The sequence below is a fragment of the Glycomyces tritici genome, assembly GCF_030403505.1.
Map to the genome: position 1 here is coordinate 211,811 of NZ_JAUEMJ010000005.1, position 14,102 is coordinate 225,912.

The window sequence follows — 14,102 nt, forward strand, 5'->3', positions numbered from 1 at the left end:
CCGCTAGCGGCGGCCCCCGGCCAGGTCGCCCGGGTCGGTGTTCGCGCCGCAGAGGACGACCGCGACCCGGTCTTCGGGTCCGATTCCGGACTGTCCGCCGAGGACGCCCGCGAGCGCGGTCGCCGCGCCGTGCTCGACGACGATGCGCCTGTCGTCCCACAGTGCTCGGCGCGCGGCGCTGATCGCCTCGTCGCTCACCAGCACCGAATCCACCCGTGCGGCCTGTGCCGCGGCGAAGGCGATCTCGCCGATCCGCTTGGCTCCCAAGGAGTCGGCGGCGACACCGGAGACGTCGACATCCACCGGTTCCCCGGCTCGCAGCGCCTCGTGGAGCGTGGGCGCCCGCTCGGGCTCGACGGCGACGACGCGGACGCCGTGCTCGGCCGCGACCGTGGCGATGCCGGCGAGCAGGCCGCCGCCGCCGACGGCCACGACGACGCGGGTGACCTCCGGCAGGTCGCGCAGGATCTCGAGCGCGATGGTCCCCGCTCCGGCGGCGACGGCGGGCTGGTCGTACGCGTGGACGAACGCGGCCCCGGTCTTGGCCACATGCCGCCCGGCCGCTTCGAAAGCCTCTGCGTACTGCTCACCGACCTGGTGGACGTCCGCGCCGAGGGTGCGGAGTCTCGCCACCTTCATCGCCGGAGCGGTGGCGGGGACGAAGACCTGGGCGGGGACGCCGAGCGCCGCCGCGGCGTAGGAGGCGGCCAGTCCGGCGTTGCCGCCGCTCGCGCAGACCACGCCCACCTGGGGATCGAGTTCGCCCGAGTCCCGCGCGGTGAGGAGCCGGTTGAACGAGCCGCGCGGTTTGAAACTCCCGGTGTGCTGCAGGAACTCCGCCTTGAAGTGCAGTTCGCAGCCGCCTTCGCCGGGATCGGCCGCGAAGAGCGGCGTGTCGCGGACGAACGGGGCGATGCGGTCGGCGGCCTCCAGCACGTCCTTGAGGCTGATCATCGTCGGGTCGCTCCTTCCCTCGTGCGGACCGGTCTGCACGACCGTAACGCGCCGCGTTCCGGTCCGGGCGCGGAAGGAGGCCGGGAGGGTCGCCCCTCCCGGCCCCGCCGCGGTCCGGGGGCTAGTCCCAGTCCTCCAGGACGTCGTCGATCGCGCCGTTGAAGTCGGCGAGCTCGGCGTAGACGCCGGGGTTGCCCGGCTGCGCGCAGCCGTAGCCCCAGCTGACGATGCCGACCAGGATCAGGCCGTCATCGCCGGGGGCCATGATCGGCCCGCCGGAGTCGCCTCCGCAGGAGTCGACCCCGCCGTTCTCGAGGTCGCCCGCGCAGAGCATCGTCTGCGGGTCGACCTCGCCGGGGTAGGCCGCTTCGCAGTCGTCGTCGCTGACGAACGGCACTTCGACCCAGCGTGCGACCGTGGGGAACCCGGTGCCGGTCTCGCCCCAGCCGGCGGTCTCGAGGACGTCGAACTCCTCGGGGTCGGTGCCCATCTCGACCGGTTCGACGTCGAGCGCGTCGTCCAGGCGCAGCAGCGCCCAGTCGTTGGCCAGTTCGACCGGCTCGTCGTAGTCGTGCGCGATGTGGAGGTCCGTCACGGCGGTCTCCACGATGTCGTCCGATTCGAGGTCGACCGAACCGGAGAACACCACGAGGTCGTCGGGGTCGGCCTCGTCGACGCAGTGCGCGGCGGTGAGGACCACGTCTTCGGCGATGACCGAGCCGCCGCAGAACCGCCGCTCGTACGGGTCGCCCGAGCCGGCGTCGCCGACGGCGACGAGCCAGGGGTACTGGCCCTCCGCGGCCGGCTGGCCGCCGACGACCTTGGCCTCGAAGTCGTCCGCCGCCGGCTCCTCCGCGTTCGCGGCGACGCCGGTCCAGGCGATCGCCGCGGCGCCGAGGCCCGCGACGACGCCCGCGCCGAGGCGGACCAGGTGCTGCTTCCTGTCCACTGTGCATCCTTTCGGGGGTGAGATGAGGGTCGACCCGAACGGCCCACCCGTGCCCGAAAATATCCGCTCATTTCGGGACCCCTCCCGAAGTGGTTGTGCCGCAGGCGGGATCAGTCGAGGTGGCGCGTGTCGCCGAGGCGCAGCACCAGCCGCCCCCGGTACAGGTCGTCCTCGTGGAGCGTGGTGATGCTGCCCGAGCGGGCCTTGAAGAGCGCGTACCCGAGCGCTTCGATCGGCATCCGGATCCAGGCGGCGACCGCGAACGTGAACGCGTAGCCGTGGGTGACGACGATCTGGTGCTCGCACGGGCTCTCGGTGATCTCGTCGACGGCCGCGTAGATCCGCTGCGCCACTTCGGCTCGCGATTCGGAGCCGGGGATGTGGCGGTGCCCCATCCGGTCGCCTTCCGCCGGAGGCGGGCTGAAGAGCTCGTCCCAACGGGCCTGCGGGTGCCCTTCGGCCTCGCCGAAGGACGCCTCCCGCAGCCGCGCGTCGAGCACCGGCTCCAGCCCGAACCGCTTCCCGATGACCTCGGCGGTCTGCTTGGTGCGCTTGAGGTCAGACGAGTACAGCTCCACTGTGGCCTCGTTTGGGATCGCGGAGCGCAGTGCCTCGCTGACGCGCCCGGCCGCCTCGGCTCCGGCGGGGGTCAGGTCCGAGTCGTACCGGCCGCCGACGCGGCCTTCGACATGATGGGTCGCCTGCGGGTGGGTGACGACGTAGAGCGTGCGCACGGGGTACCGGCCTCTCGGGGTGGGGGACCGCCCGACTCTAGACCGGCGCCCGGCCCGGCGTTCGCATAGGATTGGCGCCGACGCAGAGGAGGGCGGGCATGTCGACATCGCGAGGCGCGCGCCAGCCGACGATCAAAGAGGTCGCCACGCTCGCCGGGGTGAGCCCGATGACCGTGTCCCGCACGCTCGCGGGCGGCGTGAACGTGCGGCCCGACCTCCAGGCGCGGGTGATGGCGGCCGTGCGCGAGCTCGGCTACTACCGCAACGAGAACGCGCGGAGTCTGCGCCCCGGCCAGCCCAGCGGTCTCATCGGCGTCGCGATCACCAACCTCGCCAACCCGTACTACGGGAACTTCGCGCTCGGCGTCGAGGAGGTCGCCGCCGCGCACGGCCGGCGCATCATCCTCGGCAACACCGGCGAGGACGCCGGGCGCGAGCGCCAGCTCGTGAGCGACTTCATCGGCCGCCAGGTCGACGGCCTCATCCTGGTGCCGACCAGCGGCGACGCCGAGCACCTGCAACCGGAGCGGCTCGGGGACGTGCCGCTGGTGCTCGCCTCGCGCCGCGTGCCCGGCCTCGACGTCGACACGGTGCTCCTCGACGACGTGGGCGGCGCCTACCGCGGCACCGTCTCCCTGCTCGACGCCGGGCACACCCGCATCGGGTTCCTCGGCAACCGCAGCTCCGTGTTCACCGGCGAGCGCCGGTACCGCGGCTACGAGCAGGCGATGACCGAGCGCGGCGCGCCGATCGACCCGTCGATCATCGCCCGGGACCAGCAGGACGTGGAGGCCGCGAGCCGGGCCGCGCGGGCGATGCTCGACCACCCCGAGCCGCCGACGGCGATCTTCAGCGCCAACAACCGCAACACGATCGGCGCACTGCGCGAGATCGGGCGGCGCATCCGCGACGGCCTCCCCGGGCCCCGCCCGGCCGTCGTGAGCTTCGACGACTTCGAGCTCTCCGAGCTCATGCCGGTCCCGGTCACGGTGATCGACCACGACGCGCGACTCCTCGGCCGCGAGGCCGCGACCCTCCTGTTCGCCAGGCTCGAGGGCACCGCCGAAGGCGAGCCGAACACGGTCGAACTGCCTGTCACGATCGAGCACCCCTGAGGGTGGAACCCGCTCTGAACTGCCTGTTTGCCAAAACCCGTCCTTGGTTGGTAACGTTACCAACCGTCAGGCAGTGCGGCAGGAGGGAGACGGGCGATGGAGCTCTGCATCGACTTCGGCGGTTCCGAGATCAAGCTCGGCATCCTCGACCGGGGCGAACCCGTGCGCACCGCGACCGTCCCCACGGGCGCGAGGGACCTCGAACAGGTCCGCGACGCCGCGGCGGCGCTGCTCGCCGAGACCACGCCCATGCAGGCCCCGGCAACCGTGGGCATCGCCGTCCCCGGCGTCGTCGACCGTGCCGCCGGCCGCCTCGTCAAAGCGCATGACAAGCACCCGCGTCTCGACGGCCTCGACCTGATCGCCTGGGCCCGCGAATCCTTCGGGCTGCGCGCCGTGATCGAGAACGACGCCCGCGCCGCGCTCATCGGCGAGACCGCCACCGGCTCCGCCGCCGGAGCGCGCGATGCGGTCCTCATGAGCCTCGGCACCGGCATCGGGACCGCCGCGCTCATCGACGGGACCCTCCTCAGAGGAGCGCACGACCACGCGGGCATCCTCGGCGGGCACTTCACCGTCGACTTCGCCGGCGCCCGGTGCAACTGCGGCAACATCGGCTGCGCCGAGTCCATCGCCGGAGCCTGGGCCCTGCGCCGCGACCTCGCGGTGCGCGGCGACGCCGTCACCGACGTCAAGGCGCTGTTCGAGACCGACGACGACGCGGCACTCGCCTTGCGCGACAGGGCGGTCTGCGCCTGGGGCGCCACCGCCGTGTCGCTCTGCCACGCCTACGACCCCGAGGTCGTGATCCTCACCGGCGGCATCCTGCGCGCCGGGACCGCCGTCGCCGCACCGATCGAGGCGTACGTCCGCGAGCACCTCTGGACCAGCTCGCACCGGCCCGCCTTCGTCGTCCCCGACCGCCCCGACCTCTCGGTGCTGCGCGGCCTCGCCGCCCTCGCCGCCGATCCCCGAAACTGAAGGAGCGCCAGTGTCCACCGTCCCTCTCGGACAGTACGAGAAGCAGCCGACCGTCCCGCTGCCGGCCGGCGCCCGGGTCCTCACCGGCGCGAGCGCATGGACCGCCGCCGCCGAGACGGCCGCCGCGAAAGCGGGCGGGCGAGCACCGCTCCTCGTGGTCGACGCCTACCCCGGAGCGGACCTCCCCCTGCTCGCCGAACTGATCGCGGGCGCACTGCCGCAGTGGCGGGTCGTCGACGTCGAGGACGCCGCCGCGCTCCCCATTGCGCACATCGACGCCCGCTTCGCGGACAACCTCACCGAGGACCGGGTGTTCGGCGTCCTCTCGCACGCCACAGTGGACGCCTTCTACGACGCCGAGCGCCTCGACAAGCTCGCCGTCGAGGTCGACGGCGCCGTCGAACCCACGGTCCTGCTCGGCTGGGGCGCCGACCTCGTCGCCCGGCGCCTCGCGCACCCGTACGCGCTGGTGCTCGCGGACATGGCCCGCTGGGAGCTCCAGCTGCGCCAGCGGGCCGGGGCCACCAACTGGCGCGCCGAGAACCCGGACGAGGACCAGCTGCGCAAGTACAAGCGCGGGTTCTTCGTCGAGTGGCGCGTGGCCGACCGCCACAAGACCGCCATGTTCGACCGGCTCGACTTCGTCTTGGACGCCAACGCGATCGGCGCCGCCGAGCCGACCGATCGCGCCGCCGGCATGATCACCGGCGAGGCCTTCCGCGCCGGCCTGCGCGACGCCGCGCACGCGCCGCTCCGGGTCGTCCCGTTCTTCGACCCCGGCGTGTGGGGCGGCCAGTGGATGAAGCAGAGGCTCGACCTCGACCCCGCCAAGCCCAACTACGCGTGGTGCTTCGACTGCGTCCCGGAGGAGAACTCGCTGCTCCTGGAGGACGCCGAAGGCGCCGTCGTCGAGATCCCCTCCCTCGACCTGGTGCTCGCGCAACCCGAAGCGCTGCTGGGGGAGCGGACCTACGCGCGGTTCGGCGCCGAGTTCCCGATCCGCTTCGACTTCCTCGACACCATGGAGGGCGGCAACCTCTCCCTCCAGGTGCACCCGCTCACCGACTACATCCAGCGCCACTTCGGTATGCACTACACGCAGGACGAGTCGTACTACATGCTCGACGCCGGGGACGACGCGGTCGTCTACCTCGGCACCAAGGACGGCGTCGACCGGGACGCGATGCTCGCCGACCTCCGCGCCGCCGAGTCCGGCGAGCGGCCCTTCCCCGCCGAGCAGTACGTGAACGCGTTCCCCGCCAAGAAGCACGACCACTTCCTCATCCCGGCCGGCACCATCCACAGCTCGGGCGCGAACTCGATGGTCCTGGAGATCTCGGCGACCCCGTTCATCTTCACCTTCAAGCTCTGGGACTGGGGCCGCCTCGGCCTCGACGGCGTCCCGCGCCCGGTCCACATCGACCACGGCGAGCGCAACCTCGTCTGGAAGCGCGACACGGCCTGGACCGAGGCGAACCTCGTCAACCGGGTCGAGGAGATCAAGCGCGACGGCGACGGCGATCTCGAGAAAGGCAACGTCGAGGAGCGCACCGGCCTCCACGAGCTCGAGTTCATCGAAGTGCGCCGCCACTGGTTCGCAGAACAAGCCGCCCACGACACGGAGGGCACCGTCAACGTGCTCAACCTCGTCGAGGGCGACGAAGTCGAGATCACCAGCCCCACCGGAGCGTTCGCGCCCTACACGATCCACTACGCCGAGACGTTCATCGTCCCGGCCGCCGTCGGCCCCTACGTCGTCCGCCGCACGGCCCGCTCCCGCAGCGAGCGCTTCGGGACCGTCAAAGCCTCGGTCCGCGGCACCCGGACCGGCGAAGCCTGAACTGCAACCCCACCCCCTTACCGAACAAAGGAGTTCGCAATGCGATCCAGGAAGATCCCCGCCATCGCGGCCGCCGCTGCCGCCTCGATGCTGCTCGCCTCGTGCGGCGGCGGCAGCGCCGACGACGGCGCCACCACCGGCACGCTCGACTTCTACACGAACAAGGCCGCCTGGGAGCCCGACTTCGACGAGCTGAACGCGCAGAGCGAGTCCGACGTCGACATCAGCCTCGACACCACCGGCTACTCCGACGCCGCCCAGTACGACGCGTTCATCAAGCAGTCCTTCCGCACCGACAAGAGCCCCGGCCTCTTCACCTGGCAGACCGGCCCCTCCCTCGGCGAACTCGTCGACGAGGGCCTGGTCGCCGAGACCACGGACATCTGGGCCAAGGCCGTGGACGAAGGCTGGATCGGCGAGGACCTCAAGGACGCCTACACCTACGACGGCAAGCAGTACTGCGTGCCGATGAACATCGCCTACTGGGTCATGTACTACAACAAGCCCCTCTTCGAGGAGCACGGCATCGCCGAGCCCGCCACCTGGGCCGAGCTCGACGCCGCCGCCGAGAAGCTCAAAGGCGCCGGCGTCACCCCGTACTACCAGACCAGCACGCTGTTCACCTTCCCCTGGTTCCAGCAGCTCGTCGCCGGCACCGACCCCGAGCTCTACAACGGGCTCGCCACAGGCGAAGTGAAGTACACCGACCCGCGCATCGTCGAGATCATGGAGACCTGGCGCGCACAGCAGGAAGCGGGCTGGTTCAGCGACGCCGGCGCCACGGTCGACCCCGCCGTGGGCCTCAAGCAGGGCGACTTCGCGATGATCAACTTCGGGTCGTTCTTCAACGGCTCCCTCGACGGCGCCGGCATGGTCTCAGGCCAGGACTACGACATGTTCGTCATCCCCGCCGTGAACCCCGACCTCGGCACGACCCCCGTCGCGGTCGAATCGGGGCCGCTCTGCGTCGCCGAGAACTCCTCCCAGAAGACCCTCGGCCTCGCGTACGCCGAATGGTGGATGTCCCCGGACGCGCAGACCGCCTGGAGCGCCGCCCGCGGCGACGTCGCCTTCAACCCGCAGGCCGTCGTCGCCGACCCGATGCTCGAAGAGCTCGGCACCACCGTCGCCGGCGACGGGTACGAGCGGTTCGACCGCTACTACGAGGCCACGCCCACGCCGATCCTCACCGTCGCCCTCGAGCAGTTCGGCGCGTTCATCGCCAACCCCGGCGACCCGCTCCCGTTCCTGGAGGCCATCCAGGCCGAGGCCGACGCCTACTGGGCAGACCAGGGGTAAGCGCCGCATGACGTCCGACCAGACCACCCTGAAGCGTCCCGAGGAGCGGCTCCGCCGGTCCTCGGGACGCGACCGGGCCGCACCGAAGCGCCCCAAGGACCCGTTCGACCGGTCCGCCCTGGGGTTCATCGCGCCCGGCGTGATCCTCGTGGCCGTGCTGCTCTACCTGCCGCTGCTGTGGACCACCTTCCTCAGCCTCACCGAGTACAACGGCCTCGGCGACCCCGAGTGGGTCGGCTTCGCGAACTACGTGGAGATGCTCGACGACCCCGGGTTCATCGGCTCCGTGCTCAACACGCTGCTGTGGGTCGCCGGCACTCTCCTCGTCCCCGTCGGGATCGGGCTCGGCGTCGCCCTGCTCACCTGGAACCTCAAGGGCGGCACCTGGCTGCGCCTGCCGTTCCTCATCCCGTACGCCCTCTCCGGCATCGGGGTCGGCGTGATCTGGTCGTTCATCCTCTCCGGGGACGGCGCGCTCGACCAGGCGCTCGCCGCCTTCGGCATCGACGACACGCCGCGCTGGCTCGTCGACGCCCCGCTCAACACGGTCGTGATGATCCTCGCGACCGCATGGCAGGGCGTCGGCGTGAACGCCCTGCTCTTCACGATCGGCCTCCAGTCGATCCCGAAGGAGCCGCTGGAGGCGGCGCGGGTCGACGGCGCGAACGGGCTGCGCCTGTTCCGGAGCATCCTGTGGCCCATGCTCCGCCCGCTCACCGCGGTCGTCGTCGGCCTCTCGATCGTCGCGAGCCTCAAGACCTTCGACATCGTGCAGGGCATGACGAAAGGCGGGCCCGGCCGGGCCTCCGAGACGCTCGCGCTCACGATGTACAAGGAGACCTTCGTGAACAGCGAGTACGGCCTCGGCTCGGCGATCGCCGTGTTCCTCACGATCGTCACGCTCGCGGCCTCGATCCTCTACCTGCGCCAGCAGCTCTCCAGCAAGCACGGGGTCTGACATGCCGTTCAAGCACACCACCCGCATCATCCGCACCGCCGTCCTGGCCGTCCTCGGCCTGTTCTGGCTCCTGCCGGTGTACCTGCTCCTGGTCAACGCCGCGAAATCGCCGGAGTCGTTCACCACCAAGGAGTCCTGGCTCCCCACCGACTTCTCGCTGTTCGCGAACATCGCCGAGGCGGTGCGCCTCTCCGGGCTCGCCGAGAGCGCGGCGAGCACCCTGCTCTACGCGGTCGTCTCGCCCGCGATCGCCGTCGTGGTCGGCGCCGCCGCCGGATTCGCGATCGTCGCGCTCCGGCTGCGCCACGGCTTCGCCTGGTTCGTCGTGGTCTTCGGCGGCACCGTGTTCCCGCTCCAGATGATCCTGCTGCCGCTGTTCGACGCCTACTCCCGGGCGGGCCTGTTCGACACCCGCACGGGCATGATCGTCGTCTACACGGCCATCTCGATCCCGTTCTCGGCGTTCGTGATGCGCAACTTCTTCACCGGCATCGCGCACAGCGTCTTCGAGGCCGCCGTGCTCGACGGGGCGACGACCTGGCGCATCTTCGCCCGCGTCTACCTCCCGATGGCCTCCAGCGCGCTCGTCGCGGTCTTCATCCTGCAGGCCACCTTCATCTGGAACGACTTCCTCCTCGGCCTGGTGCTCAGCCAGTCCGACACCGTGCGGCCCATCGTGACCAGCCTCGCCGGGATGCAGAGCACCTACGGCGGCGCGCAGATGCCCACGGTGCTCGCGGGCGGCCTGCTCGTCTCACTGCCCACAGTGGTCCTGTTCCTGTTCACGCAGAAGTTCTTCGCCCGCGGCCTCGCCCTCGGGCAGTACTAGGAGCCCCCATGCGCCTCATCCCCGACGTCGACGACCTCGCGGCCGACCCGGTCGCGCACCACTACGACGACATGATCGCGCCGAGCGGCCTCACCAACTTCCTCGGCACCGCCCGCGTCGACCACGACCTCACCGCGGTCAGCGCCGTCACCTTCCCGCCGGTGTCGCAAGGCCTCACCCGCACCGCCGCGTGCTTCGTGGACGGGCGCCTGCTCGAGTCCTACGGCGCCCCGATCACCCACGAGTGGCGCCCCGACCGCGTGCGCCGCAGCGCCACCCTCCCCGGCCTCGAACTGGCCACAGTGACCGTGTGCGCCCCAGGCGAGACCGCGGTCGCGATCGACATCAGCGTCACCAACACCGGCGACCGGGCCCGGACCGTGCCGGTCACGCTCACCCTCGCCGCCGGAGCCGCGCACGCCGAAGCGGCCTGGCTCGACGCGGTGGCCCCGGAGGCGCGCAACCGCGCCGCCCTCGGCGCGTCCCGTCTGGCCTTCGCCAACCGGGAGGGCACCGCCTGGAGCGTCCAAGGCGTCGACACCGCAGCCGAAGTCCGGCTCTCCGGCATCGCCCCGATGGCCGGGGAGCACGAGGTCGGCATCGGCGGCATCGAACGCGGCGGCGACGTCACCGTGCACCTCGACCTCGCCCCCGGGGCGACCGCCCGCTTCGGGTACGTCCACGCCGTCGGCACCACCGAGGACGCCGCCACCGCGGCCTTCGAACGCGTCGCCGCCGACGTCCCGGGCGCAGTCCAAGGCGCCGAAGCCTTCTGGAACCGCCAGCTCGAGGCCGCCTTCACCCCCGGCAACACCGAGTTCTCCGGCCACCTGCCCACATTGGAGACCGACTCCGACGCGCTGCGCCGCCTCTACTGGTGGGGCGCGCTCGGCACCGTCTGGTTCCGCCGCGACTTCGCGGGCAACGTGCTCGGCCGCAGCTACGACACCCTCATGCCCAACTACTGGGCCACCACCACGTTCATCTGGGACTTCAGCCTCAGCTCCATCACGCACGCCCTCCTCGACCCCGAGCCGATGAAGGCCCAGCTGCGGCACTGGATCGCCTCGGACATCCACACCCACTTCGGCACCTCCTCGCTCACCGGCGGGCCCGTGGGCCGCTGGTACTCGGTCAACGACTACGCGATGACCCGGCTCGTGCACGACTACCTGCGGTTCACCCGCGACACGGCCCTCCTCGACGAGACCCCGGGGGACCGCCCCGTCCGCGAGCACCTGCGCGACTGGGCGCTGGCCTGGCAGTCGCTGCGCGGCACGGGACCGCTCGCCGACTACGGCGAGATCGACAACCTCCTCGAATGCGTCAGCTCCTACACCCACGAGGTCGCGAGCCTGAACGCGGCGAACGTGTGGAACCTGCGCACCGTGGCGGGCATCCTTGCCGCCGAAGGCGACACGGACGGCGCGGCCGCCCTCGCCGCGGAAGCCGACGCGCTCGTGAAAGCCGTCGCCGACCTCTACCTGCCGGGCACGGGCCACTTCGCCGCGCGCCAGCCGGACGGCACCCGCGTGCCGGTGCGGCACGTCTACGACTTCAGCGTCGTGGGCACGACCATCGCCGCCGACCTTGAGGAGGGGACGCGCCGCGAGATGGTCGAGTTCTACCAGCGCGAGCTGCGCACCGAGGCCTGGCTCCGCTCACTGTCCCCATGGGACCCGGATGCGAGCTTCAGCCCCCGACCCGACCACCAGTGGAACGGCGCGTACCCGGCGTGGCCGGCCGACGCGGCGCGCTCGCTCGTCGCGCTCGGCGCGCCCGAGGTCGCCATCGACTGGCTGCCGGGCCTGGCGCGCTCGGCGAACCAGGGCCCGCCCGGGCAGGCGCACTTCACCGAGGAGGCCGTGCCGCCCGTCAACGGCGGTGCTCGCAAGGCCCCGCCGCAGCTGCCGTACATCATCGACTGGGCCTGCTCCTCGGCCGGAGCGTATGTGGCCCTGGTGATCGAGTCGTTCTTCGGCGTCGACCCGCGGCTCGGCTCCGCCGACCTGGACACGTCGCACGGATGCATCGCCGACCTCGATCCGGGCGCGGTCCTGCGCGGCCTGCGCGTCGGGGACCGCTTGGTGGACGTGCACGCCGACGGCACCGTCACCGATGCCGTATGACCCTGCAGCCCTTCGACATCCACCCCTCGATGGTCCGCGGTGCGGTCGACGTCGAGGCCACTGAGCGCGGCCTGGTCCCGCACCGCCTGCCGCAGTGGGCGCGGCGGCAGATCCCGGACCGGTTCATGGTGCAGACGAGCGCGGAGAGCGCCGGGGTGCGGCTCGCGATCCGCACGGCCGCCGACGTGATCGAGCTTGACCTGCAGGCGAGGCGGATCGCCGCCGACGCCGAGGCGCCCATGCCGCCGAGCGTCTACGAACTCACCGAGGGCGGCGCGGTCGTCGCGACCGCAGCGGCCCCGGTCGGCTCCCGCTTCGTGTTCACCTTCGAGCGCCCGGACGGCGAGATCGTCCCGGGTCCTGATGCGACGGTGCGATTCGCCGGGATCGGCACGGGCGCCGAGCGCGACCTGGAACTGTGGCTCCCGTACTACGACCACGTCGAACTGCTCGCGCTGCGCGCCGACGCCCCGGTCACCGCCGTGCCGGACGGCGCCGCGCTCCGCTGGGTGCACCACGGCAGCTCGATCAGCCACGGCTACCGGGCGGCGACCACCACCGGCACGTGGCCGGCGGTCGCGGCGCTCAGGGCCGGTGCGGCCCTGACGAACCTGGCGTTCAGCGGCAACGCGATGCTCGACCCGTTCACCGCCAGGACGATGCGGGACACGGCCGCCGACCTCATCAGTCTGAAGATCGGCATCAACCTCGTCTGCGGCGACGTGATGCGGGTGCGCGGGTTCCGGCCCGCGGTCGACGGCTTCCTCGACACGATCCGCGACGGCCACCCGGACACGCCGATCGTGCTCGTCTCGCCGATCTGGTGCGAGCCGGTCGAGACCGCGGCCGGACCGACCATGCAGGACCCGGCCCGGGCCGAGGAGTGGTCGATCGCGGCGGGCAGCGAGGCCGACACCGAGGCCGGCAAGCTCTCGCTGCGCGTCATCCGCGCCGAACTCGCCGCCATCGTGGACCGACGCCGCGCCGACGGCGACCACCGGCTCCACTACCTCGACGGCCTGGCCCTCTACGGCGAGGCCGACGCCGCCACGATGCCCCTGCCGGACAACCTGCACCCCGGTCCGGACGTGCAGCGGCTCATCGGCGAACGGTTCGCCGCCCGCGTCCTCGCCGACCACGTCCCCCAGCGATCCCCCTCCACGTCGATGAACCTGCAAAGGAGCAGACCATGACACGCCGATCAATCACCCTCGCGGTGGCCGCCGGACTGGCGACCGCCCTCGTCCCCCTCTCCGTTGCTGCACCCCTATCTGCCGCCGCGGCCGCCCCGATCGCCTGCCCGCCGAGCGGCACCGCGATCAACACCGAGCTCACCGAGCGCTTCGGCACCTACGGCGACACCGCCGGGCGCTGGACCGGCGCCGACTCCGCGTACAGCGTGGACCTGCCGGACGGCTCGACCGCGTGGATCTACTCCGACACGTTCATGGGCGAGGTCGACGCGGACGGCGGCCGGCCCGCCGACTCGCCGTTCCTCCACAACTCGATCATCGTGGACGACGGCGGCGTCCTCACCACCCACACCGGCGGCACGGAGGCCGCCCCCGAATCGCTCGTGAAGGTCGCGGGCGCGGACGAGACGCAGCGCTGGTACTGGTTCGGGGACGCCACGGTCGAGGACGGCCTGCTCCGCGTCATGCTGCTCGAGTTCATCAAGACCGGCACCGGCGTCTTCGACTTCAAGTTCACCGGCAACGCCGTGGCGACCCTCGACCCGGCCGACATGAGCCTCGTGTCGGTCACCGAACTGCCGGACGCCGCCGTCAACTGGGGCTCGGCGATCTACGAGGACCCCTCGGACGGCTACACCTACGTCTTCGGCGTCGAGGACAACCAGGCCCAGAAGTACGCCCACCTGGCCCGCGTCCCCACCGGTTCGTTGACCACCGCGGGCTGGGAGTACTTCAACGCGGGGGAGTGGACCGATGACCCCGCCGCGTCCAGCCGCATCCTCGAAGGCGTCTCCAACGAGTTCAGCGTCTCCCGCTTCCAGGGGAAGTTCACGCTCGTCACCGGCGACGCGACGGAACCGCTCAGCGCCAAGATCGTGATGTACCGCAGCGCCGCCATCACCGGCCCCTACACCGGCAAGACCGAGCTGTACACGACCCCGGAGACCGGCGGGAACGTCTTCACCTACAACGCGAAGGCCCACCCGAACCTCGGCGACCGCGACACCCTCGTCGTCACCTACAACGTGAACAGCTTCCAGGGATCCGACCACTACACGGACGCCCGCCTGTACCGCCCCCGCTACGTCGACGTGCACTTCTAGAGACCCGACACCGCAACA

General features: G+C 71.5%; 12 protein-coding genes. 9 read left to right on the forward strand and 3 right to left on the reverse strand.

The window, feature by feature from the left end; all coding sequences use genetic code 11:
• Positions 1-3 precede the first annotated feature (3 nt).
• The 3 genes from QWI33_RS17825 to QWI33_RS17835 all read right to left on the reverse strand — a co-directional run bounded on the left by QWI33_RS17825 (position 4) and on the right by QWI33_RS17835 (position 2,637).
• Positions 4-954, reverse strand: a complete 951-nt coding sequence (locus QWI33_RS17825; RefSeq protein ID WP_289958494.1) for a threonine/serine dehydratase — start codon at positions 952-954, stop codon at positions 4-6.
• 121 nt (positions 955-1,075) lie between these two features.
• Positions 1,076-1,903: a S1 family peptidase gene (locus QWI33_RS17830; RefSeq protein WP_289958495.1), complete on the reverse strand. Its 828-nt coding sequence runs from the start codon at positions 1,901-1,903 to the stop codon at positions 1,076-1,078.
• A gap of 110 nt (positions 1,904-2,013) precedes the next feature.
• Entirely contained in the window at positions 2,014-2,637 is a 624-nt protein-coding gene (locus QWI33_RS17835) for a histidine phosphatase family protein (RefSeq protein ID WP_289958496.1), read from the reverse strand.
• Positions 2,638-2,735: 98 nt separating this feature from the next.
• Between QWI33_RS17835 and QWI33_RS17840 the strand changes: the two genes are divergently transcribed.
• The 9 genes from QWI33_RS17840 (at position 2,736) to QWI33_RS17880 (ending at position 14,084) form a co-directional block, all read left to right on the forward strand.
• On the forward strand, positions 2,736-3,752 hold the full coding sequence (locus QWI33_RS17840; protein WP_289958497.1) for a LacI family DNA-binding transcriptional regulator: 1,017 nt from the start codon (positions 2,736-2,738) through the stop codon (positions 3,750-3,752).
• A gap of 96 nt (positions 3,753-3,848) precedes the next feature.
• Positions 3,849-4,733, forward strand: a complete 885-nt coding sequence (locus QWI33_RS17845; protein ID WP_289958498.1) for an ROK family protein — start codon at positions 3,849-3,851, stop codon at positions 4,731-4,733.
• Positions 4,734-4,743: 10 nt separating this feature from the next.
• Positions 4,744-6,573 carry a class I mannose-6-phosphate isomerase gene (locus QWI33_RS17850; protein ID WP_289958499.1) on the forward strand — a complete coding sequence of 610 codons (1,830 nt, stop codon included), beginning with the start codon at positions 4,744-4,746 and terminating at the stop codon, positions 6,571-6,573.
• 39 nt (positions 6,574-6,612) lie between these two features.
• Entirely contained in the window at positions 6,613-7,872 is a 1,260-nt protein-coding gene (locus tag QWI33_RS17855) for an ABC transporter substrate-binding protein (protein WP_289958500.1), read from the forward strand.
• Positions 7,873-7,879: 7 nt separating this feature from the next.
• Positions 7,880-8,830, forward strand: a complete 951-nt coding sequence (locus tag QWI33_RS17860; RefSeq protein ID WP_289958501.1) for a carbohydrate ABC transporter permease — start codon at positions 7,880-7,882, stop codon at positions 8,828-8,830.
• Position 8,831: 1 nt separating this feature from the next.
• Positions 8,832-9,659, forward strand: a complete 828-nt coding sequence (locus QWI33_RS17865; protein WP_289958502.1) for a carbohydrate ABC transporter permease — start codon at positions 8,832-8,834, stop codon at positions 9,657-9,659.
• Positions 9,660-9,667: 8 nt separating this feature from the next.
• Positions 9,668-11,788 carry a glucosidase family protein gene (locus QWI33_RS17870; RefSeq protein WP_289958503.1) on the forward strand — a complete coding sequence of 707 codons (2,121 nt, stop codon included), beginning with the start codon at positions 9,668-9,670 and terminating at the stop codon, positions 11,786-11,788.
• Entirely contained in the window at positions 11,785-12,981 is a 1,197-nt protein-coding gene (locus QWI33_RS17875; RefSeq protein ID WP_289958504.1) for a GDSL-type esterase/lipase family protein, read from the forward strand. Before QWI33_RS17870 ends, QWI33_RS17875 begins: the two co-directional genes overlap by 4 nt.
• On the forward strand, positions 12,978-14,084 hold the full coding sequence (locus QWI33_RS17880) for a DUF5005 domain-containing protein (protein WP_289958505.1): 1,107 nt from the start codon (positions 12,978-12,980) through the stop codon (positions 14,082-14,084). Before QWI33_RS17875 ends, QWI33_RS17880 begins: the two co-directional genes overlap by 4 nt.
• The last annotated feature ends 18 nt before the right edge of the window (positions 14,085-14,102 follow it).